We start from the raw sequence: 26,991 nt of genomic DNA on the forward strand, positions 1-26,991 counted from the left end.
ACATGATAGCCATGTTTCTACTTTTTTTATTACACGAGTTTATAAACAGATATTTTATCTAATTTTGTCGCCAGAACTTATCAATTATAAAATACATGGACTCAACAGAAATAAAGAAAATCCCGCTTAGTGATTTACACGAAAAAATCGGTGGAAAAATGGTGCCATTTGCAGGCTTCCTGATGCCTGTTCGTTATTCGTCTGATATCGAAGAGCATAATTGCGTGCGCAATGGTGTAGGTGTTTTTGATGTATCTCACATGGGTGAGTTTATGTTGACCGGAAAAAAAGCGCTTGACCTGATTCAAAGAATATCGGCCAATGACGCCTCTGTTTTATATGATGGTAAGGTACAATATAGCTATATGCCTAATAAACAAGGTGGTGCTGTAGATGATTTACTGGTATATCGTTTCACTGACGAATGGTATTATCTGGTAGTAAATGCCTCTAATATTGAAAAAGACTGGGATTGGATTCAGAGCCATAATACAGATAATGTACCTATGAAAAATTTATCTGATACTACCTGTCTGTTTGCCATTCAAGGGCCAAAAGCACTTCCGACTTTACAGAAATTAACCGATATAGATTTAGCATCTATGGATTACTATACTTTCAAGTCGGGTAAAGTAGCAGGAATCGAACCGGTTTTAGTATCCGCAACAGGTTATACAGGTGCAGGCGGTTTTGAGGTATATGTAGAAAATCAGCACGCCGAAGCATTATGGAATGCGATATTTGAAGCAGGTGCCGAATTTGATATTAAACCAATCGGCTTAGGTGCCCGAGATACTTTACGTCTGGAAATGGGTTATTGCTTATATGGCAATGATATTACTGACACTACTTCTCCACTGGAAGCAGGCTTAGGCTGGGTTACTAAATTCAATAAAAACTTTATTAACTCTGCTAATTTACAAGCACAGAAAGCAGCAGGTTTGAAACGCAAATTAGTAGGTCTGGAAATGATTGATAGAGGTATTCCTCGTTCGCACTACGAAATCTGTGATGCAGAAGGCAATAGATTGGGGGAAATTACTTCTGGTACGATGTCACCGACTTTGCAAAAAGGTATTGCAATGGGGTATGTACCCACTGAATTCTCAAAAGCCGGAACAGAAGTATTTATTAAAGTAAGAGATAAACTGTTGAAAGCGGTAGTTACCAAGATGCCTTTTGTGAAGGCTGGGGTGTAAGGTATATAATGAAAACGGGACTTATTGCCAAGTCCCGTTTTCATTATAGTATGATTTATTTGTGTCTTAACTCACAGGCCCACCATTCCAAACGGCTTTGTGTGGTTGCAAAAGAGCCAGACTTCCGTCGCGGTCTTCTGCCATCAGAATCATACCGTTTGATTCCACACCCATCATTTTACGAGGGGCTAAATTTGCCAAGAAAGTTACCTGTTTGCCTATCATTTCTTCTGGTGTAAAGTATTTGGCAATACCACTCAGAATCGTTCTTTTTTCGATACCATCATCTATCAGGAACTTCAATAGTTTATCACTTTTTGCTACTTTTTCTGCTTCCAAGATAGTACCTACACGAATATCCAGTTTAGCGAAATCATCGTATTGAATGGTAGCTTTCAACTCAGGCACTGCCTTTGTTTCGTCTTCTTTCTTTTTAGCTTCTACTTCGTTCATCTTCTTGGTATCTAATAATTTCTGCACCTGTTTTTCTACGACACTATCCTCAATCTTTGTGAATAGCAATTGTGCAGGGTTCAGTTTATGACCAGCCGCCAATAAATCTACTCTACCTGCCGAATCCCATTGTTGTGGGTCAAGGTTCAGCATTTCAAAGATTTTAGCAGCCGTGAAAGGCAAGAACGGCTCACTCACAATTGCTAGGCTTGCACTTATCTGCAAAGCAATATTCATGATGCTACCTACTCTTTCAGGGTCTTTCTCTTTCCAGGGTTCGGTTTCTGCCAGATACTTATTTCCTAAGCGAGCCAAATCCATGATTAAATTCAATGCCTCACGGAATTTATAATTGCTGATAGCTTCGCCAATTGTTTTCGGGAAAGCGATTAGTTCTTCTAAAACCTTTGTATCCACTTCTATCAATTCACCTTTCGCAGGAACAACCCCACCAAAGTTTTTGTGAGTTAATACCAAGGCACGATTCACGAAGTTTCCGAAAACCCCTACTAATTCACTATTCACACGGGTTTGGTAGTCTTTCCAGGTAAACTCACTGTCCTTAGTTTCTGGCGCGTTGGCTGATAATACGTATCGCAGTTCGTCTTGTTTACCAGGGAACTCTTCCAGATATTCGTGCAACCAAACCGCCCAGTTTCTTGAGGTAGAAATTTTATTTCCCTCCAGATTCATAAATTCATTCGCAGGTACATTATCGGCCAAAATATAACTTCCCTCAGCCATCAACATCGCAGGGAAAATAATACAATGGAAAACAATATTATCTTTTCCTATGAAGTGCACCAGTTTGGTGTCTTTATTCTTCCAATAATCTTCCCAGTTTTTACCGTTCTGGTCGGCCCATTCTTTCGTGAAAGTAATATAGCCGATAGGTGCGTCAAACCAAACATAGAGTACTTTCCCTTCTGTATCTGGCAAAGGTACTTTAATACCCCAGTCAAGGTCACGAGTCATGGCGCGAGGTCTTAATCCCTCTTTTAACCACGATTGGCATTGACCAAAAACATTGGTCTTCCACTCTTTATGGCTGTTGACATATTTTTCTATGTCAGGCTGCATACGATCAAGCGGCAGATACCAGTTTTTAGTGGGCTTCATCACAGGTTTTGAACCTGATAGCGTAGAGTGTGGATTCTTCAATTCGGTCGGAGAAAGCGTAGAACCACAATTCTCACACTGGTCACCATACGCATTCGGATTGCCACAAACTGGACACTCTCCGGCAATGTATCTATCAGCCAGAAACTGTTGAGCTACTTCATCATAATACTGCTCGCTAGTTTCTTCATCAAAATAGCCTTTATCGTATAGAGTTGTAAAAATCTCTTGTGAAAGCTGATGATGTGTCTGATTAGATGTACGTGAGTAAATGTCGAACGATATACCAAAATCAGCAAATGACTTTTTGATTTGTTCGTAGTAAAAATCTACTACTTGCTGTGGCGTTTTGCCTTCTTTCTTAGCTTTAACGGTAATAGGTACGCCGTGTTCGTCAGTACCGCTGATGAAAGCTACATCGGCACCTGTAGAACGAAGATAACGCACATAAATATCAGCAGGAATATAACAACCCGCCAGATGCCCGATATGAATAGGGCCATTGGCATAAATCAAGGCTGCTGTAACAGTGTATTTTTGCATAGGTAATGGTATTGTGTGATTTTAGTAATTAATTACTACTAAATCACGCATTTTAAAAATAAGTTCGCAAAGTTACAGGTTTAAATGATTTTTGAGCAGAGGCAAGTAAAAATCACTGCAAAACTTTGTTTGAGGAGCTATAGCCTTTAAATAGCAAAACTTACATTTTTATAAATCCGCTTCATGGAGATTTCTATTCCGAGGGATTGAAGAGGTAATTTGCCATCAATATCCGTTACAATTGTTTCATGCCAAAGTCCGGGACGTTCTCTATACCAGACTTCCGCATAACATTCATTCTGACGAATCATTACATATTCTTTGAATGACTCTAGTGTTTTATACTTATCAAACTTACCCGTTCTGTCATAACGCTGTGTTGATTTTGACAAAACTTCTACCACTAAAATCGGATTTATCAACAATAAATCATCGTCGTCCCAGAATAACGGTTTTTCACAAACGGCTAGAGTATCTGCATAGACGCTTTCATCAAGAACAGGTAGATATATTTTCTGGTCAGAACCTAAAACCAGATAATTTTTCTCTGATTCTTCAATGGTATTAGTCATTTCAACAGCCACATTCATGGCTATCAAATTATGATTATATCTTGCGTTAGGCATCTTAATTATTTCGCCATTAATAAACTCATGTTTATAGGTCGAATTACCCTCCTTTCGTAAATATTCTTCTAAAGTATATTTACGAGCAGGTTTATGACGGATAAGTCTTGGTAAAAAATCACTTGTTCCCGTTGCCATCTTTCCTGAAGTTTATATACAAATATAACCAATTTTACACTTTAAAAGTGTGTTTTACAAAATTAAGGTGTATTTAAAAATCTCTATTAAAAGCTGTTCTTCTCTACTATAATCAATCTCTCACAAAATCCCAATCTAATAAAAATCCAATTACCAAATATTAGCAAAATTGCACTATTCCCCCATTCCTGACAACTGTCATATTTAGTTTCTTTTATCGAATATACCTTTGAAATGCTATTGGACTATTAAAAGAACTTAATAGAACATTCAAATAATAGATAGACCGATACCAATTTTTTGTATTTTTTTGTGTTGGTTTTCTCAAGTAGGTACCCAATAAAAATTATAATAATACAATGGCATTAGTAGGTAAAAAATATCCGCACATTAATACAGGTGCTGTAATCGATGGAGAAGAAATCGTTGAAAACTTCAGTTTAGACCAATATTTAGGTAAAAAGTATGTGATTTTATTCTTCTACCCGAAAGATTTCACTTTCGTATGTCCAACTGAATTGCATGCTTTTCAAGAGAAATTAGGTGAGTTCGAAAAAAGAGGAGCCGTAGTAGTAGGTTGTTCAACTGATACAGAAGAAACACACTTAGCCTGGTTGAATACCCCAAAAGAACAAGGTGGGATCCAGGGCATTACTTACCCGATTATTGCTGATGCTTCTAAAGTTGTTTCGTTAAACTCCGGTGTTTTGGGTGGTGAGTATATATTCAATAACGAAACCAGAACATGGTCTTTTGTAGGTAATCCGGTAGCATTCCGTGGTACGTTTTTGATTGATAAAGAAGGTATCGTGCGTCACGAATCAATCAACGATTTACCTTTAGGACGTAATATCGATGAGTATCTTCGCTTATTAGATGCACAATTGCACGTAGAGAAATATGGTGAGGTTTGCCCTGCTAACTGGGAAGAAGGTGAAGCTGCTATGGAAGCAACCAATGCAGGTGTGGCTAGCTACTTCTCACAAAACTAATTTATCCATCTTTAAAATTCTTACAATTATGTTGATTGAATTAGCAGAAGATAATTTAGCTGAGATAGTAGCCCAAAACGACAAAGTAATGGTGCAATTTTCGGCTTCGTGGTGTGGGAATTGCAGACTGATGAAACCAAAATTCAAAAGACTGTCGAACGACAATGAAGGCACTGCTTTCGTGATTGTGGATGCCGAGAAGTTCCCATCCTCAAGAAAACTGGCTTCGGTAAACAATTTACCAACATTCGCCAGCTTTAAAGGCGGACAATTGGTAAATCAGGTACAGACTAATAAAGAAGAACAATTAAAATCTTTGATAGATGAAATTACCCTTAATTAGACAAATTCAGCGTACTTCTTCGGTAGCTGAAATTGAGGCAGCTATTAAAGTATTGGAAAATATTTCTGAAACTCCGTCTTTGAAAGACGAAGAAGTAGACGTGATTGGAGAACTCATCTCTAATTTCTGTGGAGCATTGGAAGTACACCAAATGATAGCCGACGGCATGCCAGAAAAAGATGCCGCTAACACCTTTATGAAAAAAGTAATGGGTTCAATTGATAGAATACCCGCTTAAGTCGCAATAGCTTCATCAACAAAAATGCCCTCAATCTTACGATAAGAGGGCATTTTTTATAGATTTCTTGTGGCGCGAGCTTCCAGCTCGCAGTATCAGAGTCTATTTTGTTTTCGATGTCAACTGCGAGCTGGAAGCTCGCGCCACAATTTTATTTAGTTTCCTCCTTCAAAGCCCTACGCAATATCTTACCAACATTGGTCTTAGGCAATTCGGTACGGAATTCTATGTGTTTCGGACATTTATAACCTGTCAGGTTTTGTTTGCAATAGGCTTTTACCTGTTCGGCTGTCAGATTCGGGTCTTTCTTCACGATGAATACTTTTACAGCTTCCGTCGATTTTTCGTCTGGTACCCCAATACAAGCCACCTCCAATACTCCCGGACAAGTAGCTACTACATCTTCAATCTCATTCGGATAGACATTAAAGCCTGATACCAGAATCATATCTTTTTTTCTATCTACAATCTTGAAGTAGCCATCTGCATCCATCACCCCAATATCACCTGTTTTGAACCAGTCTCTGCCATCCTCATCTTTCAGCATTACTTTGGCCGTTTCATCCGGGCGATTATAATAACCCGCCATTACCTGTGGGCCATTAGCACAAATCTCCCCTACCTCTCCTACATCTCCCCAAGAGCCATCGTCTTTCAATATTCTTATTTCTGTACTTGGCCAAGGTATACCGATAGTACCTATTCTATTTTCGCCTACTAATGGGTTTGAAGTCAATACTGGTGAAGTTTCTGATAAACCATAGCCTTCGGCAGGTAAATTACCTGTCATTTCTTTCCAACGGTTAGCCACAACTCCTTGAAGAGCCATTCCACCGGCAGAAGTAATCACCAATTTACTGAAATCCACTTCTCCGATTTGCGGGTGATTCAACAAACCATTATACAATGTATTCAAACCTGTGAAAACATGCGGAGGGTTTTTCTTCAAATCTTTAATAAATGCCGCTAAATCACGTGGATTAGTGATAAGCAGGTTCATTGTTCCGGTTTTCAAAGAAGTGAGCGCATTAACTGTTAAGGCATAGATATGATATAAAGGCAAGGCCGCTACCACTACTACTTTACTGTCTTTAATCTTGCCAGTCATCACGCTTTGCCATATATGATTAGCCTCCAGATTGGCGATAATATTACGATGAGTTAGCATAGCACCTTTTGATACACCTGTGGTACCACCAGTATATTGGATAAATGCCATATCTGTGTTCTTCAATTTTGGTTTTGTCCAGTTCAGGCTGCCTCCTTTACTAACAGCACTCATAAATGGCATAGCTTGTGGCAGATTGTATTCTGGCACCATCTTCTTTACAGTTTTCACCACAAAGTTTACGATTTGCTTTTTCGGGAATCCAAGCATATCGCCTAGCTGTGTCACGAACACGTGTTTGATAGAACTTTTATCAATCACTTTTTCAAGGTTTGAGGCAAAGTTTGCTACTATCACAATAGCTTTTGCACCAGAGTCCTTGAACTGATGTTCCATTTCACGAGGGGTATATAGTGGATTGGTATTGACGATGATTAATCCAGCTCTTAAAGCACCAAACATTGCTACCGGATATTGCAGACAGTTCGGCATCTGGATAACCAGACGGTCGCCTTTTTGTAGGCCGGTGCTTTGCAGGTAAGCTGCAAAATCGCGTGAGTATTTATCAAGCTGACCAAATGTTATTTCCTTGTCCATACAAGAATAGGCGGCATTACTGGCATATTTCTTAAAGCCTTCATCCATCAATTCTAATAACGAGGGGTAGGCATCCGGGTTGATTTCATGGGGTATACCCTCCGGGTAAAATTTTAACCAGGGATACGGTTGTGTTTTAACAGGCATAATAGATTTTAATATTGATTAACAGTGAACAGGTATTGTATTTTTTAATGTAAAAATAAGACGTTTTATTGAGAACGAAAGAGAAAAAATTAAAAAATATTCGGCACGCATAATATTTTTCGGTATTCAGAATTGCTATTTTTCTTATAAAACAGGCGAATAACTACCACTTAAAGCCCTATCAATAAAAAAATATGGTAACTAATTAATAATAAATAATTTATATTGGATTTTGTCAGAAAAAACTGTACCTTTGCAGTCATTTTCTCAAAGGATTATTTCAAACTAATTTTAACCTGAAAGCCCGGCAGGTTGATGTACAAATGGGCGCATTAAAATCAATTATGGCACAAGTTGCAGAATTTGACTGGGACAAAGTCTCAAAAAGAGGTATCGGTAGCGGCTACACCGCTTCTGAGAAAGCAGATTTAGAAAAACTTTATAGCGAAACGCTAACAGAAGTTGCTGAGAAAGATGTAGTAATGGCTACGGTTGTGGGTATCACAGACCGTGAGATATTATTAAACATTGGATTCAAATCAGATGGTTTGGTTTCAGTTTCTGAGTTCCGTGATTTACCTAACTTAAAAGTAGGTGATCAGGTAGAAGTTTTCATCGAAAAACAAGAAGATGCTATGGGTCAGTTGGTGATCTCTCGCAAAAAAGCAAGAGTATTAACCGCTTGGAACAACATCGAAAAATCATTTACAGAAGACGCTATCATCGATGCATTCGTGAAACGTCGTACGAAAGGTGGTCTTATTGTAGATATATACGGAATCGAGGCGTTCTTGCCAGGTTCACAAATTGACGTTAAACCAATCCGTGATTTCGATATCTTTGTTGGTAAGAAAATGGAAGTTAAGGTTGTGAAAATCAACCATACTAACGATAACGTAGTTGTATCTCACAAAATCCTTATCGAAAAAGACCTTGAAACACAACGTCAGGTTATCCTTAATAACTTGGAGAAAGGTCAGGTATTGGAAGGTGTGGTTAAAAACATTACTAACTTCGGTGTGTTCATCGATCTTGGTGGTGTTGATGGTCTACTTCACATTACTGATATTTCGTGGGGTCGTATCAACCATCCAAACGAATTGCTTAAACTTGATCAACGTATCAAAGTGGTTGTTCTGGACTTCGACGAAGACAAAAAACGTATTTCGTTGGGTATGAAACAATTGGAGTCTCATCCTTGGGATTCTCTAGCAGAAGGATTGTCAGTTGGTTCGAAAGTAAAAGGTAAGATTGTAAACATCGCAGATTACGGTGCATTCCTAGAATTGAAACCGGGTGTTGAAGGTCTTATCCACGTTTCTGAAATGTCATGGTCACAACACCTACGTAACCCATCTGATTTCTTGAAAATCGGTGACGAAATCGAAGCAGTTGTATTGACTCTTGACCGTGAAGAGCGTAAAATGTCTTTAGGCATTAAACAATTGACTGAAGATCCTTGGACAAAACAAGATTTATTGAGCAAATATGGCGTTGGTACTACTCATACTGGTACTGTACGTAATATGACTAACTTCGGTATCTTCCTTGAACTAGAAGAAGGTATTGATGGTTTGGTTCACGTATCTGATTTATCTTGGACTAAGAAAATCAAACACCCGTCTGACTTCGTGAAAGTTGGTGATACGCTTGAAGTAGTGGTACTTGAGCTTGACGTTGAAAACCGTCGTTTAGCCCTTAGCCACAAACACCTGGAAGAAAATCCTTGGGATACTTTCGAGCACATCTTCACAGTAGGTTCTGAGCACGAGTGTACAATTATCTCTAAAAATGACAAACAAGCTACTCTTGAGCTACCTTACGGTATCGAAGGATACGCCTTGTTGAAACATTTGGCTAAAGCTGACGGTACAGTAGCTGAAGCTGGTGAGAAATTGCCATTCCAGGTGCTTGAGTTCCACAAAGAAGAGAAGAAAATCATGCTTTCTCACTCTAAAACCTGGGAAGCTCCTAAGGAAGACGAGAAAAAAGAAGCTAAGAAAAAAGGTGGAAAAGAAGCAACTGCTTCTTCAAACGAAGAAAAATCAACACTTGGAGATCTTGATGCCCTTGCTGCTTTAAAAGAGCAAATGGTAGAAGGTGAGAAAAAGAAACTTTCTAACAAAAAGAAAGAATCTGAATCAGTATCTGAGTAAGATAACATATGAGTAACAAAAAAGGCTTCCCGGTGGGAGGCCTTTTTTGTTTTAATTGGTTACATATATTCTTTAAAATCTTCTAAAGGAGCATCAAAATCACTTGCCATTTTAAACATTCCTTTCCCTGAACCAAACTTAGGAACACGCTTCTGTAATTGACTCTCTGAAAATTGTTTTGATAACAAAAAATCAAGATACAGAATTAAATCCTTTTTTAGTTCTTCTGATTGAAACATACTTATCTTTGATTGGATCAAAAGGTCAATCATTTCTAAATTTCTTATGTAAGAATATATCAGCGTATACACAGCAGCGAATAAAATTCGCCGTCTAAATTAACAAAGGAATAATTATTCATGTAAGCCGGACTTAAGTCCGGCGATGTATGAGGACAATACCTTTGTTATCTTAGCCACCGACTTCAGTCGGTGAACTTTGGTAGTAGAGAAACGAAGCCACTACTTCACCCCCACAAACCGCTCAAAAAATTCATAAATCCTCAAAATTCTATCTATTCTCTGGCGGACATTACCTGTTCTTGATAGTTCATGTGTAGCACCCGGCATACGAACGTATTCCACATCTTTACCCAGATATTTCAGGCTTCTGAACATCATTTCTGATTGGATTACACCCGTGCGCAAATCGTTTTCACCGTGCTTAATTAAAAATGGAGTCCTAATCTGATTAACAAAAGTATAAGGCGAATTCGCATCTATTTTGGTTACTTTTTCATCTTCCCAAGGTAGGCCGAAATAATTTGGTACTAAACGCCACGCATTGGCTTCTCCCATGAAAGTAGTCAGGTCATAAACCCCACGTTGCGCAAATGCGGCTTTGAAACGATGGTCTTGGGTAATAATCCATGCTGTTAAATATCCTGCATACGAACCTCCGGTAATTACTTGTTTTGATGTATCTGCCCAAGCTTCTTTAGCTGCTGCACTACAAGCACCTAAGGCATCTTCCTGTGGACCTTTACCCCAATCGCGGTAATTAGAAAACTGAAATTCTTTACCATAACCACCTGAGCCTCTTTGGTTTGGATAGACTACACCATACCCTTGTGAACAGAAATACTGAAATTCATGCCACATAGATAGCTCTCCCGGTCCCCACATAGCTGTTGGGCCACCGTGCATGTTCAACAATAATGGATATTTCTTACCTGCTTCCATAAAAGTAGGTTTCATAATCCAGTAGTCTACTTTTTCGCCTTTTGAATTGGTGTACACGTGTTTTTCAGGATAGCTTAGTTTTCTGTCTTTCAACCAGCCATCGTTATGTGCGCTGAGTTTTACACCATTTTTCATGGTTAAATCAGCCATGTATAATTCTGATGGATTGGCAACTTCCGTTTTGGCAAAAACTACCTTATCGTTGGTCAATTCAAATGGGCTTGCCCCTGATTCGTAATCGCTTAAGCGCTCAATTTTACGGGTTTTAACATCCATTCTGAAAACAGGAATTCCACCATTAGAAGAAGCAGACAGATAGAGATATTTATTATCCGAAGTCCATTTAAGATTACCCGGCACACGGTCAAAATCTACTACCTGACGGTTGGTACCATCAGCATTTGCAATCACTAATTGGCCGAAAGAAAGTAAGTTTGGTGTGTTCATGGTCATAGCCAATAGTTTACCATCTGGTGAAGGCTCTATACCTGAAAAGCTTTTGCCATTTTCAGATACTAACACTTTTCTATCAGAACCATCCGGATTCATGCTTATGACTATACTTTCTTGTTCACGGTCAGGGTGTTGGTCGGCATCTTTACCACAAACGGCTAATACTCTTTTACCATCTGTTGCCCAGGTGGCTTGTCCATACGACCAGAATCCGGTTGTTAATGGAGTAGCTTTGGTATTTTCTTTTACGTCTGTAACGAAGATATGTGAGAAACTCAATTCAGGTTCTACAGTAGCCTCACCCTGAAAATTCAGGCGGTTTACTACTCTGGCTTTCTTATCTTCTACATCTTTATCCAGATAAGCTCTTATTTCTTCGATATTCCCGTCAGGATTAGCCTTGATTTTTTTGTCTTTAGTCAAGAACTCATTTTTTGGAAAACCCGGTTTTTCTAAAGACCATACCGGCCCTGCTTTCGATGGATTCAGGGTTGAATCTTTCAATAATTCATTAAAAGAGATACCCCCACTAAACAGGATTTTTGAACCATCAGGCGAAAATGAGGGGTTGCCAGCACCATATTTAGAGTTAGTTAACTGCCATGCTTCACCTCCATCCAGAGGCATGATAAAAATCTGTCCTTTACCCTTTGTGGCTCTTACGAATGCTATGGTTTTGCCATCAGGCGAAAAGGTAGCTTGTGAGGCACTCTCTGTGCCACGTGTTAAGGCTTTGGGCGCGCTACCAGCCAGTAAATCTACCAGATATAGGTGGGTACGATAATCGTACTCCAAAGCATTATCAGCATTTGTCTCAATAGTTCTCAGACCATAAACGGCCTTTTTTCCATCAGGCGATGTAGCGATAGATACGACTTGCTTGATTCGGGTTAAATCTGAGACTAAGACTTTCTGTGAATGGGTTTGTGCAAAGACTAGGTTTGAAATGAAGAGTAATATCAGAAGTATTCTCATAGTAGTTTGTTTTGAGGTTTATGTGGTAAAAATACGAAAACCAAAGAAATTAAAAACAGATGTTTCCAAAAGACCACTCTTTTTACCACCATTCCAACCTTTTTATAGATTGATAAGTCAAAAGCATATATATAAAACAATCAATGAAAACAACGCTGTGCATATTAAGTATCCTTTTTGTTTTACTGGCTTGCCAGCAAAATAAAGTACCACCCATTGTATATGCCGTACCAGACGCGACAATTCTGGTAATCAATGTAGATGGTTCTAATACCGCCGCTTTTACTTTTCGATATAATAGTGGAGATATCTATACATTCGATTTTGGCGATGGAAATACATTGACAGATAGTTTAACAGGAATTACTGGCTATGGAGAGTATCAACGAATTGGTCATCACTATGCAAAAAATGGCGATTATACCGTAACACTTACAATTAAAAATCCAAAATATACCAGTCAGAGCCAAACAATTGTTGAGGCTAGAAGAATAGCTATTGCTGATTTTAGTTATGAAATATTAGCCAATGGGCAGGTGAAATTGAAGAATTTATCTGAAAATAAAAATGGTTCCTACAAATGGCTTGTTAGCACTTACGCCCTTTCAGATGGTAATTGTTTTATTTATACCTCTGGTAAAGAAGAGCCTGTTTTCAATTTTGATTTAAATGGAAGATATAAAATAAACCTACAAGCTATCAACGGTAATACAAGTGAAGTAACAAAGACCATAGATATTAGCAATGCTAAAAATCAAATGACATTTTCGGGTCATTATAAAGGTGAGAAAGTCAACTTTGTCTTAAATGGGTATGATTTTGGTTATACTTGTTTTGCCAGAGATGGGGAAATAGAGCTGATAGTTCATAATCAGAATTTTCGGACTGCGGAATCAATAGTATTCTGGAGGAGGTATTATTACCAATTTGATATTGGAAAAGAGAAAAAGTACGTAATACTCAAGGATTATATTAAAACTCATGATACAGAGGTTGTTCAGTTAGAAGAAGAAACGCTCGACCCTGATTTGTATAATAATATCGGAGAGATTTATTCCAAAGCGCTTTGGGTAACCTACAAAGTAAAAAATGAGCAATTGGATGGAGAATTAAAAGTTCGACTACTCATACACTAATGATAACAGACATCATTATAAATTTATACCAACAAAAAACCGCAAGCACCTTTCAGTACTTGCGGTTTTGTATGTAAACACTTCTGATTGATTAGAATCTGAAGTGTGAGAACGCTTTGTTAGCTTCTGCCATACGGTGCGTATCATCTTTTTTCTTCACTGCTGCACCTTCACCTTTTGAAGCCGCAACGATTTCACCTGCCAAACGCTCTGTCATGGTTTTCTCTCCACGTCTACGTGAATAGCTGATCAACCATTTCATTCCTAAAGATTGTTTACGCTCCGAACGTACCTCTGTTGGTACCTGGAAAGTAGCACCACCTACACGACGGCTCTTAACCTCTACCGCTGGTGATACGTTGCTCAACGCTTTTTTCCAAAGCTCCAAGCCGTTTTCTTTTGTACGTTTCTCTACTAGCTCTAATGCACCGTAGAAAATACTGTAGGCAATACTTTTCTTGCCATCGTACATCAGGTTATTAACGAATTTTGTTACGACTACATCTCTGAATTTAGGATCAGGTAATACGTAACGTTTTTTTGGTTTTGCCTTTCTCATTTTTTTAAATAAGGTTTCGTTTTTTGAAAACTAATTCACCCTGAACCCTCAGGATTACTACCCCGTAACTAAACGAATTTCCGTAGTGACGGTACTAAAACACATTAACAGCGATTATTTTTTCTTACCGCCGCCTTTGCCGCCTTTTTGTGGCGCTGCAACCTGACCTGGTTTAGGACGTTTCGCACCATATTTAGAACGACTTTGTTTACGATTGTTCACACCTGAAGTATCAAGGGCTCCGCGAACAATGTGGTAACGTACACCCGGAAGGTCTTTTACACGACCACCACGAATCAATACGATTGAGTGCTCCTGTAAGTTGTGGCCTTCACCCGGAATATAGGCATTCACCTCTTTTGTGTTACTTAAGCGAACACGAGCTACTTTACGAAGCGCAGAGTTTGGTTTCTTTGGAGTCGTAGTATACACACGAGTACACACGCCACGACGTTGTGGGCATGAGTCCAACGCTGGAGACTTCGATTTCCAAGTCATTTGCTCTCTACCGTTTCTTACTAACTGTTGTATAGTAGGCATTTTGTTTTGAAAATTATTTTTCGTTTAGTTACTAAATTCCTAAATAGGGCTGCAAAGGTACAGACTATTTTTGAGAAAAGAAAACAGTTTTTAAATATTTTAGGGCAAAACTGGCCTTATTATCAATTATTTAACAAAAAAACACTCTTTTTGAGGCAATTAGCCCAATCATTTTAATATCGGGCAGCAAACAATGATATTATTTAAAAATATGTAAATTGCGTACTAAATATTCAAACCTCGGGGTATTTAACCATATCCCTATATAAACCTATAAACCTTCTATTTATGGCAAAGTCCATAGTATCCACCTTTCTTTTGATTGTATTTATCCATGTATCGGTAATTCAATCATTCGCTCAATCCAAAAACGCGCCCCTGATAGTTTTTGTCACAGGCGACCACGAGTATAGTGGCGAACACACCCTTCCGCTGATTGCCGCTGAATTAGAAAAAAACTACGGTTTCAGAACCAAAGTATTAAAAGCCTATCCCGACCAGAATGCTGAAAAGGATATTCCGGGCTTAGAAGCACTGAAAGATGCTGATTTAGCAGTATTTTATCTGCGTTGGCGTCAATTACCCAAAGAACAATTGGATTACATTGAAGCCTATCTGAAAACAGGTAAGCCTGTGATGGGTTTCCGTACTACTACCCACGCTTTCAATTATCCTAAAGGAAGTGAATTAGAGAAATGGAATGCCTTTGGCGAATTTGCGCTAAATGCCCCTCCGGGTTGGGGAGGCAAAGCGGCTCATACCCATTATGGACATGAAAGTAGTACTGATGTGACCATTATTCCTGCGGCAGCTAAACATCCGATTCTAACAGGTGTAGCTCCAAGTTTTCATGCCCGCTCATGGTTGTACCGAGTTTTGCCTGATTATCCAACCAAAGGCTCAGAGTGGTTATTGATGGGCAAATCGGTAAATCCTGACAAAGCAGCCATTGAAAACCCTGTGGCATGGACAGGCACTAATTCTTTCGGAGCTAAAGTATTTACCACAACTTTAGGCCACCCGGAAGATTTTCAGGTAGAATCATTTCAACGACTGGTAATTAATGCTATCCATTGGGAATTAGGTAAACCAGTTCCTAAAAAATGGAAGGGCAAAATTGATATTAATGTACCTTATAGAGGTATGACGAAATAACTTATGACAACCCCATCCCCAGCCCTTCCCCAACAGTTGAGAAGGGAGCAAAAGCTCTCTTCTCAACTTTCGTATCTTCAGTGGAAAATGGATTTCAATCCCCTCCCCACTTTTGGAGAGAGCTAGGACGGTCGCCCGCTGGCGTGGGGATGTTTTTTAACACAACCCTAAAATATTCTATTCATGAAACTCAATATCAGACTACTCATAGTCCTATTTGTGCTGACAGTCTTTGCTATCAGTTCATTTCAGGCTACCCCTCCCCCAACATTGACCGTTCAGAAAGACTCACATATATCTTTAATCGGTGGAAACTTAGGTTCGAGAATGATGAATTACGGGCTTTTTGAGACCGAAATGCATGTTCGCTATCCCGATTACAATTTATATATCCGCAATATGTGTGATGGCGGAGATACCCCGGGTTTCAGACCACACGCCAGCCGTAATTTACCTTGGGCTTTTCCGGGAGCAGAGAAATTCCAGACAGAATACGTCAAAAACTCCCAGAGTGAAGGACATTTTGATTCACCTGACCAATGGCTTACCCGCCTGAAAACAGATATTATCATTGGCATGTTTGGTTATAGCGAATCTTTCTTAGGCAAAGCCAAACTTGATACCTACAAAGCGGAGCTAGATGCGTTTATCAAATACACACTCAATCAGAAATATAATGGTAAAAGCGCTCCGCAATTAGTCATTGTTTCTCCGATTGCTTTCGAAGACCTGTCAGGTAAATACGATTTACCGAATGGTGTAAAAGAGAATGAAAATCTGTGGTTGTATACCAAGGCAATGAAAGAAGTAGCCGACCAGAATAATGTATTATTCGTTGATGCTTTTACGCCTTCTAAAAAATGGTATGATACTACACAGGAATTTTTAACCATTGATGGCTCTCAATTGAATGCAGAAGGTTATAAAAGATTTTCTAATTTAATAACGGACGCCATTTTCGGCAAAGCCCCTGCCAAAGCGGAATCTAACCGAAACCTGATTCTGGCGGCAGTAAAAGAAAAAAACTGGATGTGGCACAACGACTATAAAATTCCAAATGGGGTGCATGTGTATGGTCGTCGGTATAATCCTTTCGGGCCGGATAATTATCCTGCAGAGATTGAAAAGATTCGCCAGATGACCGATATTCGCGATAAGGCCGTTTGGTTGGCAGCCTCAAAAGGTGAGAAAATGGATGTGACAATGGCTGATAAAAATACGAGAACCTTACCGGAGGTAAAAACGAACTTCAACCCGGAAAAGAATGGTAGCTTAACCTATCTCTATGGTGAAGAAGCGCTTAGTAAACTGAAAGTACCAGCAGGTTATAAAATCGAGTTGTTTGCTTCAGAACAGGAATTCCCTGATCTGGCTAAACCGATGCAGATGTCATTCGATAATAAAGGTCGTTTATGGGTAGCAGCCATGCCGAGTTATCCGCATTATAAACCGGGAGATACCAAGCCCAATGACAAGATTCTAATCTTTGAAGACACCAATAATGATGGTAAAGCTGATAAAGAAACCGTCTTTGCCGATGGTTTACATCTACCTTTAGGTTTTGAAATCACACACGAAGGCGTTTTTGTTTCACAGGGTACGAATCTGAAATTGCTTACTGATACCAATGGCGATGATAAAGCAGATAAAGAAGAGATTATATTCAGTGGATATGACGACCATGATACGCACCATAACAGCCATGCGTATACCGTTGACCCATCAGGCGCTATTTATTCGGGCGAAGGTGTATTCTTACATACCAATATAGAAACTTCTTATGGAACTGTACGTGCTACCAATGGTGGTTTTTATAGATTCAGCCCACAATTGCGCAAACTGGAACGTACGGCACAATTATCTATACCGAATCCGTGGGGAATTGCTTTTGATGATTGGGGACAACCATTTTTTGCTGAAACCTCAAGCCCAGATGTACGTTGGATGATGCCGGGTACTGTATTGCCTCGCTACGGAGAATTCACCCATAAAAGTGTGCAATTGATAGAAAAAGACCACATGGTTCGCCCGACTTCCGGCTTAGAGTTTGTTTCTAGCCGCCACTTCCCTGATGAAGTACAAGGAGATTTATTAATCAATAATACCATTGGTTTCTTAGGCATGAAGATGCACAGCATGGTTGATGATGGCACAGGTTATAAAAGCAAGCACGTAGCAGATTTGATTGTGAGTGAAGACCGTAACTTCCGTCCAGTAGATATGGAGTTTGCCCCTGATGGTTCGCTTTACCTGATTGACTGGCATAATATTCTGATAGGTCATATGCAACACAATGCCCGTGACCCGCTTCGCGACCACTCTCATGGCCGTATCTATCGTATCACTTATCCATCAAGACCATTGGTAAAACCTGCTTCAATCGCCGGAGCAAGTGTAGAGACCTTGTTAGATAATCTGAAACTACCAGAATACCGCACACGCTACCGCACTCGTAGAGAATTAAGAGGTAGAAGCGCGGCAGAAGTATTACCAAAAATTACTAAATGGGTAGCTGCGCTAGATAAAAATGACCCACGCTATGAGCATAACGTATTAGAGGCACTATGGGTTACCTGGGGCTTAGACAAGGTTGACCAGAAATTATTGAAACAAATGCTCAAAGCCAAAGATTACCATGCCAGAGCGGCCGCAGTTGAAGTTTTGCGCTTTACGGGACATCAAGTGCCTGATCAAGCCGCCTTATTAATGCAAGCGGTAAAGGATGAAAATAGTCGTGTACGTCTGGATGCCATTGTGGCGACTTCGTGGATTGGGAAAGAAAAAGGTAATCCTATTCTGGCAGAAGCGAAAAAGAAACCTTTAGACGACTGGATGATTCATGCCTATGAAACAGCAGTAGCGCATCTAAACGATATGCCTGTGAAGAAAGAGAAAGAAGTGGCCGAAAAATCTACGCTGAAAGGCGCAGAACTGGAATTGTTTAATATTGGTAAAGCGATTTATGCTAAAGAAGGCTATTGCGCTACTTGTCATCAGGCAGATGGTAAAGGGCTTACGGCTTCAGGCTTTCCGCCATTAGCTGGTACTACCTGGGTAAATGGGAATGAAGAGCGCGCTATTAAGATTGTATTGAAAGGCTTATTAGGCCCGATAGAAGTCAATGGCAAAAAATATCCGGGACAAGTGCCTATGACACCGTTTGAAGGCTTATTGAATGATAAAGAAGTAGCGGCAGTATTAACTTATGTACGCAACTCTTTTGGAAACAATTCGCCTGCCATTCAGCCTGAAAAAGTGAAAGCAGTGAGGGCAGCTTTGAAAAACCAGAAAGATATTTATAATGCTTCGAAGCTATTAGCGGAGCATCCGCTAGAGAAGCAATAATTTTGCAGTTATTATCAAAAACATGGAGCTGTGCACAACGGCTCCCTATTTTTGATTTAAATCAAATAGAATCTATTTATCAAGTATTTTACTTTTAAAATACCATCTATATCGCCATAATCTTTAAAATTAGCTTTGATTTTATAGGTTACCCAAAACGCCTTGGGATAATAAGCCAATTGAAACCTATCCAGCTTAGTGGTAATGGTTTTAGTATCCACTTCTCTAACTTCTAATATCTCAATATAAGCACCTTCTTTTATACTTTGCCATTTATAACTTATTCTCTCATTAAGTGTAATTCCTACACTCCAGTGAATAGGGCCAGTATTAGTTAAAGACTCTTTCTGCACTCCTACTTTTAGCATTCTTTTTAAATAATTATAAGTGCTATCAGGAACAGATATTCCGTCACCATAATCTTTAAACAAACCCAAACTTACATTAATAGATATTTTATCGTTATAATGTATATCATTTGGTTGAGTAAGATACAATTTATTTATGATAGGACATATGGAATATTCCCCATAGCTATCTTTATAGCCTTTACCTGAAATATTCTTGAATACACTGTCTTTTTCACTAAAGACAACCTCTTTTCCTAAAAATATGCCTCTGAATTCTGCACTGAATGTTTTGTCCGAAGCATTATTCAATACCTGATCCTTTTCAGAAAAAACTGCCTCTTTTTCTAATAATTCATTGCTAACCTCTGTCGACCTATTTTCTTTCAATACATCTGTTTTTTTACAAGAAATCAAGCAGACGACAGTAAGTGAAATAACAAAAGCTATTTTTCTCATCATATTAAAAGTCTATTTTATTCAGCTAAAAAATAATTTATTCGTAATTTGGTCTGAAAATTCGCCTGAATGTTTAAAACACTGCCCCTCAAAATTGATTTGTTTGCGATTGTTATACTATTAGGCGTAGTACAAGGCTTCTTTCTGGCGTTTTTCTTTCTCACTACCAAACAAGGCAACAAAGTAGCCCACCGATATTTAGGCTTGTTTTTGTTTTCGATGGCTTTTGCCATTACAGAAGTATTAATGGGTTATACTAATTATACTTTCCAGACGCTTTATCTGGTAGACATGGCCGAGCCTACTAATTTTATAATGGCGCCACTCTCTTTTCTTTATATTCAGACCTATATCACCGAGCGATTTACAAAGGCACAGCTCTTGCACTTTATTCCGTTTTTTGCGTATCTTATTTATATGTCGGTCTTGTTTTATCCCTTATCCGACACTTATCATTATAATTCTTATCTCTACGCTTTTCATCCTGACATGACTACCATACCTTATGACTATGCTGAGCGGGAATGGTATTATTTTTTTAAACATCATGTGAATGACCTGATGTTTGTCCAAATGGTTGTATATACTATAGCAGGTTTTTATGTAGTTATTAAGGCATTTAAAAAAGAGGGCTTACCTTTTAATTCAAACCAGAGTTCTAAATTGAGTTGGGCGCGTAGTCAGGTTATTTCGCTGGCTTCTATCGTTATTATCTTCTTGATTATCAAGCGCACTTTCATTCATGATTTAGGCGATCATATTCTGGCAGGCCATATCACGATTATTATCTATGCGATTTCTTTCTCAGTTATCAGCCGCTCAAAATTCTTTCATGAAGAACAGGCCAGGACCGTCAAGAAATATGAGAAATCATCTCTCACAACTTATATTCAGGATAATGTATTAGAAAAATTGACAGAGGTAATGAATACCGAAAAGCCTTTTCTGAATGACTCCTTTTCCTTGCCCGGTCTGGCAAAAATGCTGGCTGTTTCGCCGCATCATCTCTCACAAATTCTGAACGAAAAGTTGGGGCAGAGTTTTTTTGATTATACAGCCACCTATCGTATCAGGGAAGCACAACAATTATTAGTATCTCCCGAACACGCCCATATCAAGATTGAGGAAATAGCCGAAATGGTGGGTTATAACTCAAAATCAGCCTTTAATACCTCATTTAAGAAGATTGTGGGGCAGACACCCTCACAATTCAGGGTAAAGAAATAAGGTTTTTCATGTTCGTTTTTATCGGCTCGAACGTCTGGTTTATCGGCAAAGGCTTCCTGAGCCTATGAGTCCCTCTACTTTTGTGGCATCATTTAAACAATTATGCACAAAATCATGGAACCTATTACTGTAACAGCAACCCCCGAAACCAAAACGGCCAAACGCCAGTATTATATCGACTGGATCCGGGTATTGGCTTTCTGTATTCTTATTTTCTTTCATAGTGGAATGTTCTTCGTCAGTTGGGATTGGCATGTAAAAAACAATGTCATTAATCACACAATGGAATACCCGATGGAGTGGCTACACCTCTGGCGCTTGCCTCTCTTATTCTTTATTTCTGGTGTAGGTGTAAGCTTTGCCATGAAATCCCGCACGGGTTGGCAATTTGTAGGTGAGCGCACCAAGCGTTTATTGTTGCCTTTGGTATTTGGTATGTTTATCATTGTGCCTTCGCAGATTTACTTTGAGCGCCTGCAAAGCGGCCAATTCAATGGGTCTTATGTAAATTTCTACCCGAATGTTTTCAATTTCATTCCTTATCCCAAAGGAGATTTTTCGTGGCATCACTTATGGTTTGTGGCATATTTATGGGTTTTCTCTTTGCTGGGCACGCCTTTGTTTGTATGGTTAAAATCAGCTCATGCGCAAAAAATTGTAAAGACTGTAAGAAGTTTATTCAGCAATATCTGGGGAGTATTATTATTGAGTGTAATACCAATGATTCTTTACTGGACGCTCCGCCAAAAATGGCCTGTGGCCAATAATCTGATTGCCGATTGGTATAATTTCACTCTATCTCTTACCATTTTTATCTATGGTTATCTGATAGGAACAAATCAGAAAATATGGGATTTGATGGAGAAATACTGTGTGGCACTTATTAGCGTCGGGACATTTATTGTAGCCTTTAGAATTTCTTTTGATGCGCTTATCGGGGAAGTTCCCGAAGACCTTCCTTTTATGCCCTTTATCAATGGCTTTCTGACTATGGTCAGCCTCTGGACAACTATTCTGGGTATCTGTGGATTGGCGAAACATCACCTTAATTTCAAAAACAGGTTTCTAACCTATAGTACAGAGGCGGTTTATCCATTCTATATTCTGCATCAGACCATTACTGTTGCTATTGGCTTCCATATTGCTGATTGGGATTTGAATGTGTGGTTGAAGTTATTGATTCTTGTGCTAGGTACATTTGGGTTTAGTTTATTTATTTATCATTTTCTTATCCGGCCATTTAATTTTATGAGGTTGTTGTTTGGGGTAAAGGGGAGGTAAGTTTTTATCATGGAGTTACCCGGAGTTATACACGAGATTATACAGAATATAAAAAACTAGGAAGACAAAATACTCTTAAGCACTTTGTTTTCGTACTTAGTTAGAAATTTTCACCATTTCAGAGGGCAAGTCTTTCAATTTCCAGGTAGCTTCAACAGGAACTTTAACCAAATAAGAGTCAGTTGCTTTTTTAATAAAAGAACTTCTTATCATTGGGTTTGGTGTGGTATTTAAATCTTCTCTCACTACTTTCACATCAATATAGTTGCCCGTTTTATTATATTCATAATCAACACCCGGCGAATAATAGGATGCCTCTTTAGGTACAGTATAGTAAATGCTCACATAATTACCATCTGAAATAGTTTTCAACAACTCTACTTTTTCTTTTGCATAATAGTTATTCTTAGTAGAACAACTCATTACAGCTATGCTTATTAGTATGCCTATTATCTTTCTCATTATCAGTTTTGCGTTTGTTTTTATCTGATTTGTTAAACGATTTCTTTAATCAATCCGTAAATATAAAATCCCATTTACCATATTTTATGATTAAAATTCTTTAATTTATGTAGACATTTTGCTTGATGATGAATCAGATACTTGGCAAGATAAAGCAGCCGACTCGATAAATTATAAAACTGGCATAAAAAAAGGTGCTTAATCAAGCACCTTTTTCAAAATTCTCCAAACAGATATATATTACAATTTATTTGCCTTATATACTTTTACTACACCGTCGTTTTCGCTACTTACCACAATCAAACTTTGTTGGATAGGGCTTTTTGACGAAGGAATAAACAATACACCTTCTGGTGCATCACCCGTAGGTATTACTTTTACACATACCGGCGCAGCCGGGTTAGTTACATCATAAATCGCTACGGCATCTACTCTTTCCATGCCAACATAAGCAATCATTTTGCTACCTACTCTACCAATAGCAACTGCCTCTGGTTCAACTGATTTATCATCACTTCTGGTATCATCATAGAAACCAGCTTCTTTGATTTTCACATCCAGTTCATTTTTGCTGTCATATACTTGTTGACCGGTTTGTGCATTCCATACAGAGAAAGATCTTGCACCAAAGCTGTAAAGGGCATCATAGTCACCGTCACCATCTGTATCACCCAAAGTATTGGTCACGTTCAAACGTCCCATTTGTGTATCTCCCTGAAGTGCCGCGGCATTAGGGAAAGCAGTTGCGTCTAATTTCAAGTCTTTTACGCGTTTTACTTCTGCAAAAGCATCATATTCGCGGGCATCACCTTCGTTGGCTGTAAATAAGTAAGTGATACCGTTATGTTTCATAGAAGCAATCGCATCAGGCATATACGTACCAAATACTTTCCAGTTGGCAAAATTGCCTACGGCATTATCTCTATCGCTGATGTCAATCAGGTTTCCGGCAGCATTATAATCTTTAAAGCCAAGTGGAGCTATTTTTGTGATAATTCCGGCAGCGATATTAATTTCTGCGATGGCATTGTTTTCTTGTAGTGTTACCCACGCAGTTTTTGAATCGTCAGAAACCGTAATATACTCAGGCTCAATATCTTTTACAAAATCTTTACCAGGCCCAAAAATTCTGAATCCTTTAGAAGTCAAATCAGCCAACTGACTCGCAAAAGCAGAGAAATTAACTGTTTTCACCGCATAATTATTAGCTACGTCAATAATGGAGATTGAACCCTCAGGATCATTGGTATAACTGGCATTAGGCTCACCTTCGTTGGCACTCAGGATATATTTACCATCCGGACTATAGGTAACCATATCAGGCAAAGCACCTACGGTAATCACTTTTTCTTCGGCATAAGTAGCGGCATTAAATACAACTACTTTTCCAGCGGCTTGTTTGTCTTTAGATTCAATAGCAGCAGCTACTTTGCCTTCAAAGGCCGATACACTGTTTACATAACCACCATAAGGAGCCATGCTGATTGAGTGAATCAACGAGATACTGGCAGGATTAGCAAAATCAATTACGTCGATTTTGTTAGTAGTACCATTGTTTACTGCGAATAATCTTTTGGTTTGTGCATCATAAGTAGTGATTTCTGCAGCTCCTAAATCTCCTAAGTCGATAGTAGAGATTTCTTTGTAAGAAGATACATCTTCATTTACTGTAAATTCCAGTGCAGGTACTTCTTCTTTGTTACATGCTACTACAGCAATAGCTATAGCGCAAGCTAATAAAATGTTTTTTTTCATAAAAGTCTTTAATGTCCGTAGTTTAGGGCGCAAAAGTAGAGTTCGAAAATTATCCTGGTGTTAAGGAAAAATAAAGAAATAATAAATGAGAGGTATTTTTGGGCGCTCCCTCAGTAATAAATATTTATGGTATCTTGATTCTGCTCAGAAGCATCTACTTTTTTGCGATACTTATCTATGATTAACCGATTATTGGCTTCACCTCATGCAGATGACATAAAAATTACCTATTTTTAAGCGTCAATTATCTATAAGCGTATCAGAAACCTATAATCATTTTAAACTAAACACTTCATAAACCATGAAAAAAGTCTTAGCACTTTTACTCCTCACTCATGCTGGTGTCTTTGCTCAGAAAAAAGATTTTAATGAAAAAGAATTAAAAGCAGGTCGTCCGCCACAGAATTTCCAACAAACTCTACCGCTCGTACAATGGGCTGATGGTGATAAGTTGTCGGTAGTACAAAGAAGCGGCGAGACCAAGAATTTTGTCTTAGACCTGACTAATGGTAAAATGACAGAAGGAACAGCGCAGATTTCGTCAAAAATACCTCAACCAAAAAAATCAGTCTCGATAAAGAATGGTGATATTTTCCTGAAAGATACCAACGGAGAAAAACAATTAACGAACGATAAAGCAGAAGAGAAAAACCCGACTTTCTCACCAGATAGTAATTTTATTGCCTATACTAAAGACAATAACCTCTATACTTTCAACCTGAAAACCAATAAAGAAATACAGCATACAACCGATGGTACTAAAACTACCCTCAACGGCTATGCAACTTGGGTATATTGGGAGGAAATCTTTGGCCGTCCGACTCGTTTCAGAGCTTTCTGGTGGAGCCCTGATAGTAAGAAACTGGCCTTTATGCGTTTTGATGAAAGCAAAATTCAGATGTTTCCTTTATATAATAGTGAAGGACAACACGGCTTTATAGAAGAAACCCGCTACCCGAAAAGCGGCGACCCGAACCCGGAAGCAAAAATAGGTTTTGTATCGCCGGAGGGTGGAAAAGTTACCTGGGCTGATTTCAATGAGAAAGATGAACAATATTTTGGCTGGCCTGAGTGGTTGTTAGATGGCAGTGGATTAATGGTTCAATGGATTAACCGTGGAAACGATAATCTGAAAATGTATAATGTATCACCAAGTAACGGAAGCAAAAAAGAAGTTTATGCCGAAACACAAAAAGCATGGATTGATATTGATGATGCAGATAACCGTTTGACTTTGCTTGATGGTAATAAAGAAATGATTATCCTGAGTGATAAAAGCGGTTGGAAACAATTGTATTTATATGGCTTGGATGGTAAATTGATTAACAATATTACAAACGGGAAATTCACTATCAAATCTGTTGAAGGTATCGACCAGAAAAACAGAGTAGTGTATTTCCATGCGAGAGGTCTTGAAAACTCGGCCCGTTATGATTTTTATCGGGTAGGTTTTGATGGCAAGAATATGAAACGCTTGACTTTCGGCGATTTTAATCACCGTCAGATTCAATTATCGCCTGATTTCAAATATTTTATCACTACTTACTCTAATATCACTACTCCTACCCAAATGGCAGTAGTAGATAATACCGGAAAAATCATTAAAGATTTAGGCACAGTAAAAGGCGCTGAAATGGATACTTATAATGTAGCCAAATCGGAGTTATTGAGAGTAAAAAGTGATGATGGCTTATTTGATTTGCCTATGACCATCACCTATCCTCAGAATATGATGCCGGGCAAAAAATATCCGGTATTAATCAGCATCTATGGAGGCCCTGATGCAGGAACGGTATTTGACCAATGGTCGTGGACACCTCGCAGCCAATGGTATTCACAAGAAGGTTTAATACAGGTATCACTTGACCACCGCGCGAGTGGGCACTTTGGTAAAGAAGGTGTAGCCTATATGCACCGCAATCTGGGTTATTGGGAAATGAAAGATTATATCACTCTAGTAAAATCATTGATTGAGAAAGGTATAGCTGACCCAACCAAAATCTGTATTACGGGCTTTAGTTATGGAGGTTATATGAGTTGTTATGCGCTTACTTATGGGGCAGATGTGTTCACACACGGCATGGCCGGTGGAAGTGTAACCGACTGGAGTTTATACGATAGTGCCTATGTAGAACGCTTTATGGATTCGCCAAATGAAAACCCGGAAGGATACAAAAGTAGTAGTGTCATGACACACGTTGATAAATACAAAGGTATGTTGCAAATTGTGCATGGTACGATGGACGACAATGTACATATGCAAAACAGTATTCAGTTAATCAACAAACTGGAAGATCAGAAAAAGGATTTTGAGTTTATGCTCTATCCGGGTGGCAGACATGGTTGGGGAGGTAATAAAGGTCTTCATTTTGATAACCTGAAAACCAAATTCATCTACAAATATTTACTAGAAAAACCAGTTCCTGAAGGTCTTTTAAAATAAGTCGAAATAAAAAA

Annotated in this window: 21 protein-coding genes; 11 read left to right on the forward strand and 10 right to left on the reverse strand. The window is 38.8% G+C overall.

Annotated features, from left to right (window positions below):
* The first annotated feature begins 95 nt into the window (after positions 1-95).
* Entirely contained in the window at positions 96-1,199 is a 1,104-nt protein-coding gene (gene gcvT / locus ACYVFA_RS00930; RefSeq protein WP_460469903.1) for a glycine cleavage system aminomethyltransferase GcvT, read from the forward strand.
* A 66-nt stretch (positions 1,200-1,265) separates the two neighbouring features.
* Here the strand turns inward: gcvT and metG are convergent, their stop codons facing one another.
* Positions 1,266-3,314 carry a methionine--tRNA ligase gene (gene metG, locus ACYVFA_RS00935; protein ID WP_460469904.1) on the reverse strand — a complete coding sequence of 683 codons (2,049 nt, stop codon included), beginning with the start codon at positions 3,312-3,314 and terminating at the stop codon, positions 1,266-1,268.
* Positions 3,315-3,460: 146 nt separating this feature from the next.
* A complete protein-coding gene (locus ACYVFA_RS00940; protein ID WP_460469905.1) occupies positions 3,461-4,078 on the reverse strand; it encodes a Uma2 family endonuclease in 618 nt (205 codons plus the stop codon).
* A gap of 359 nt (positions 4,079-4,437) precedes the next feature.
* Here ACYVFA_RS00940 and ACYVFA_RS00945 point away from each other — a divergent pair, with 359 nt between their 5' ends.
* The 3 genes from ACYVFA_RS00945 to ACYVFA_RS00955 are packed head-to-tail and all read left to right on the forward strand — an operon-like array spanning position 4,438 to position 5,651.
* Entirely contained in the window at positions 4,438-5,070 is a 633-nt protein-coding gene (locus ACYVFA_RS00945; protein WP_460469906.1) for a peroxiredoxin, read from the forward strand.
* Positions 5,071-5,098: 28 nt separating this feature from the next.
* Positions 5,099-5,413: a thioredoxin family protein gene (locus tag ACYVFA_RS00950; RefSeq protein WP_460469907.1), complete on the forward strand. Its 315-nt coding sequence runs from the start codon at positions 5,099-5,101 to the stop codon at positions 5,411-5,413.
* On the forward strand, positions 5,394-5,651 hold the full coding sequence (locus ACYVFA_RS00955; protein WP_460469908.1) for a ribonuclease H family protein: 258 nt from the start codon (positions 5,394-5,396) through the stop codon (positions 5,649-5,651). The genes ACYVFA_RS00950 and ACYVFA_RS00955 overlap by 20 nt, the downstream gene beginning before the upstream one ends.
* Positions 5,652-5,802: 151 nt before the next feature.
* On the opposite strand, the gene ACYVFA_RS00960 is transcribed toward ACYVFA_RS00955, so the two are convergent.
* The gene (locus ACYVFA_RS00960; RefSeq protein WP_460469909.1) at positions 5,803-7,503 is read right to left on the reverse strand and encodes an acyl-CoA synthetase family protein; all 1,701 of its coding nucleotides are present in this window, start codon (positions 7,501-7,503) and stop codon (positions 5,803-5,805) included.
* Positions 7,504-7,847: 344 nt separating this feature from the next.
* Between ACYVFA_RS00960 and rpsA the strand changes: the two genes are divergently transcribed.
* A complete protein-coding gene (gene rpsA, locus ACYVFA_RS00965; RefSeq protein ID WP_460469910.1) occupies positions 7,848-9,659 on the forward strand; it encodes a 30S ribosomal protein S1 in 1,812 nt (603 codons plus the stop codon).
* Positions 9,660-9,718: 59 nt separating this feature from the next.
* On the opposite strand, the gene vapB is transcribed toward rpsA, so the two are convergent.
* Both vapB and ACYVFA_RS00975 read right to left on the reverse strand, forming a co-directional pair.
* Positions 9,719-9,898: a DUF2281 domain-containing protein gene (gene vapB, locus ACYVFA_RS00970; protein WP_460469911.1), complete on the reverse strand. Its 180-nt coding sequence runs from the start codon at positions 9,896-9,898 to the stop codon at positions 9,719-9,721.
* Between the two features lie 222 nt (positions 9,899-10,120).
* The gene (locus tag ACYVFA_RS00975) at positions 10,121-12,268 is read right to left on the reverse strand and encodes a S9 family peptidase (RefSeq protein ID WP_460469912.1); all 2,148 of its coding nucleotides are present in this window, start codon (positions 12,266-12,268) and stop codon (positions 10,121-10,123) included.
* Positions 12,269-12,411: 143 nt separating this feature from the next.
* Here ACYVFA_RS00975 and ACYVFA_RS00980 point away from each other — a divergent pair, with 143 nt between their 5' ends.
* Positions 12,412-13,404: a PKD domain-containing protein gene (locus tag ACYVFA_RS00980; protein ID WP_460469913.1), complete on the forward strand. Its 993-nt coding sequence runs from the start codon at positions 12,412-12,414 to the stop codon at positions 13,402-13,404.
* Positions 13,405-13,495: 91 nt separating this feature from the next.
* On the opposite strand, the gene rpsG is transcribed toward ACYVFA_RS00980, so the two are convergent.
* Together rpsG and rpsL are read right to left on the reverse strand one after the other, a co-directional pair.
* Positions 13,496-13,963, reverse strand: a complete 468-nt coding sequence (gene rpsG, locus ACYVFA_RS00985; RefSeq protein WP_460469914.1) for a small ribosomal subunit protein uS7 — start codon at positions 13,961-13,963, stop codon at positions 13,496-13,498.
* Positions 13,964-14,077: 114 nt separating this feature from the next.
* Positions 14,078-14,503, reverse strand: coding sequence for a 30S ribosomal protein S12 (gene rpsL, locus ACYVFA_RS00990; protein ID WP_460469915.1), 426 nt, complete (start codon positions 14,501-14,503; stop codon positions 14,078-14,080).
* A gap of 288 nt (positions 14,504-14,791) precedes the next feature.
* On the opposite strand from rpsL, the gene ACYVFA_RS00995 reads away from it, so the two are divergent.
* Both ACYVFA_RS00995 and ACYVFA_RS01000 read left to right on the forward strand, forming a co-directional pair.
* Positions 14,792-15,658 (forward strand): ThuA domain-containing protein, encoded by an 867-nt coding sequence (locus ACYVFA_RS00995; RefSeq protein ID WP_460469916.1) that lies wholly within the window; start codon positions 14,792-14,794, stop codon positions 15,656-15,658.
* 183 nt (positions 15,659-15,841) lie between these two features.
* Positions 15,842-19,003, forward strand: coding sequence for a PVC-type heme-binding CxxCH protein (locus ACYVFA_RS01000; RefSeq protein ID WP_460469917.1), 3,162 nt, complete (start codon positions 15,842-15,844; stop codon positions 19,001-19,003).
* Positions 19,004-19,059: 56 nt separating this feature from the next.
* Here ACYVFA_RS01000 and ACYVFA_RS01005 read toward each other — a convergent pair whose 3' ends face one another.
* Entirely contained in the window at positions 19,060-19,812 is a 753-nt protein-coding gene (locus ACYVFA_RS01005; protein ID WP_460469918.1) for a hypothetical protein, read from the reverse strand.
* A 66-nt stretch (positions 19,813-19,878) separates the two neighbouring features.
* Here ACYVFA_RS01005 and ACYVFA_RS01010 point away from each other — a divergent pair, with 66 nt between their 5' ends.
* Complete coding sequence (locus ACYVFA_RS01010; protein WP_460469919.1) at positions 19,879-21,036, forward strand: helix-turn-helix transcriptional regulator; 1,158 nt, start codon at positions 19,879-19,881, stop codon at positions 21,034-21,036.
* A 114-nt stretch (positions 21,037-21,150) separates the two neighbouring features.
* The gene (locus tag ACYVFA_RS01015; RefSeq protein WP_460469920.1) at positions 21,151-22,317 is read left to right on the forward strand and encodes an acyltransferase family protein; all 1,167 of its coding nucleotides are present in this window, start codon (positions 21,151-21,153) and stop codon (positions 22,315-22,317) included.
* Positions 22,318-22,413: 96 nt separating this feature from the next.
* On the opposite strand, the gene ACYVFA_RS01020 is transcribed toward ACYVFA_RS01015, so the two are convergent.
* Positions 22,414-22,779, reverse strand: a complete 366-nt coding sequence (locus ACYVFA_RS01020) for a hypothetical protein (protein ID WP_460469921.1) — start codon at positions 22,777-22,779, stop codon at positions 22,414-22,416.
* A gap of 240 nt (positions 22,780-23,019) precedes the next feature.
* Entirely contained in the window at positions 23,020-24,534 is a 1,515-nt protein-coding gene (locus ACYVFA_RS01025; RefSeq protein ID WP_460469922.1) for a choice-of-anchor I family protein, read from the reverse strand.
* Between the two features lie 301 nt (positions 24,535-24,835).
* Between ACYVFA_RS01025 and ACYVFA_RS01030 the strand changes: the two genes are divergently transcribed.
* Entirely contained in the window at positions 24,836-26,977 is a 2,142-nt protein-coding gene (locus ACYVFA_RS01030; protein ID WP_460469923.1) for a S9 family peptidase, read from the forward strand.
* Positions 26,978-26,991 lie beyond the last annotated feature (14 nt).

The sequence above is a fragment of the Emticicia fontis genome (genome assembly GCF_054779675.1).

Bases quoted from the DNA above. Each gene is read 5' to 3' on its own strand.
- gcvT (WP_460469903.1), top strand. From the start codon at position 96: ATGGACTCAACAGAAATAAAGAAAATCCCGCTTAGTGATTTACACGAA.
- metG (WP_460469904.1), bottom strand. From the start codon at position 3,314: ATGCAAAAATACACTGTTACAGCAGCCTTGATTTATGCCAATGGCCCT.
- ACYVFA_RS00940 (WP_460469905.1), bottom strand. From the start codon at position 4,078: ATGGCAACGGGAACAAGTGATTTTTTACCAAGACTTATCCGTCATAAA.
- ACYVFA_RS00945 (WP_460469906.1), top strand. From the start codon at position 4,438: ATGGCATTAGTAGGTAAAAAATATCCGCACATTAATACAGGTGCTGTA.
- ACYVFA_RS00950 (WP_460469907.1), top strand. From the start codon at position 5,099: ATGTTGATTGAATTAGCAGAAGATAATTTAGCTGAGATAGTAGCCCAA.
- ACYVFA_RS00955 (WP_460469908.1), top strand. From the start codon at position 5,394: ATGAAATTACCCTTAATTAGACAAATTCAGCGTACTTCTTCGGTAGCT.
- ACYVFA_RS00960 (WP_460469909.1), bottom strand. From the start codon at position 7,503: ATGCCTGTTAAAACACAACCGTATCCCTGGTTAAAATTTTACCCGGAG.
- rpsA (WP_460469910.1), top strand. From the start codon at position 7,848: ATGGCACAAGTTGCAGAATTTGACTGGGACAAAGTCTCAAAAAGAGGT.
- vapB (WP_460469911.1), bottom strand. From the start codon at position 9,898: ATGTTTCAATCAGAAGAACTAAAAAAGGATTTAATTCTGTATCTTGAT.
- ACYVFA_RS00975 (WP_460469912.1), bottom strand. From the start codon at position 12,268: ATGAGAATACTTCTGATATTACTCTTCATTTCAAACCTAGTCTTTGCA.
- ACYVFA_RS00980 (WP_460469913.1), top strand. From the start codon at position 12,412: ATGAAAACAACGCTGTGCATATTAAGTATCCTTTTTGTTTTACTGGCT.
- rpsG (WP_460469914.1), bottom strand. From the start codon at position 13,963: ATGAGAAAGGCAAAACCAAAAAAACGTTACGTATTACCTGATCCTAAA.
- rpsL (WP_460469915.1), bottom strand. From the start codon at position 14,503: ATGCCTACTATACAACAGTTAGTAAGAAACGGTAGAGAGCAAATGACT.
- ACYVFA_RS00995 (WP_460469916.1), top strand. From the start codon at position 14,792: ATGGCAAAGTCCATAGTATCCACCTTTCTTTTGATTGTATTTATCCAT.
- ACYVFA_RS01000 (WP_460469917.1), top strand. From the start codon at position 15,842: ATGAAACTCAATATCAGACTACTCATAGTCCTATTTGTGCTGACAGTC.
- ACYVFA_RS01005 (WP_460469918.1), bottom strand. From the start codon at position 19,812: ATGATGAGAAAAATAGCTTTTGTTATTTCACTTACTGTCGTCTGCTTG.
- ACYVFA_RS01010 (WP_460469919.1), top strand. From the start codon at position 19,879: ATGTTTAAAACACTGCCCCTCAAAATTGATTTGTTTGCGATTGTTATA.
- ACYVFA_RS01015 (WP_460469920.1), top strand. From the start codon at position 21,151: ATGGAACCTATTACTGTAACAGCAACCCCCGAAACCAAAACGGCCAAA.
- ACYVFA_RS01020 (WP_460469921.1), bottom strand. From the start codon at position 22,779: ATGAGAAAGATAATAGGCATACTAATAAGCATAGCTGTAATGAGTTGT.
- ACYVFA_RS01025 (WP_460469922.1), bottom strand. From the start codon at position 24,534: ATGAAAAAAAACATTTTATTAGCTTGCGCTATAGCTATTGCTGTAGTA.
- ACYVFA_RS01030 (WP_460469923.1), top strand. From the start codon at position 24,836: ATGAAAAAAGTCTTAGCACTTTTACTCCTCACTCATGCTGGTGTCTTT.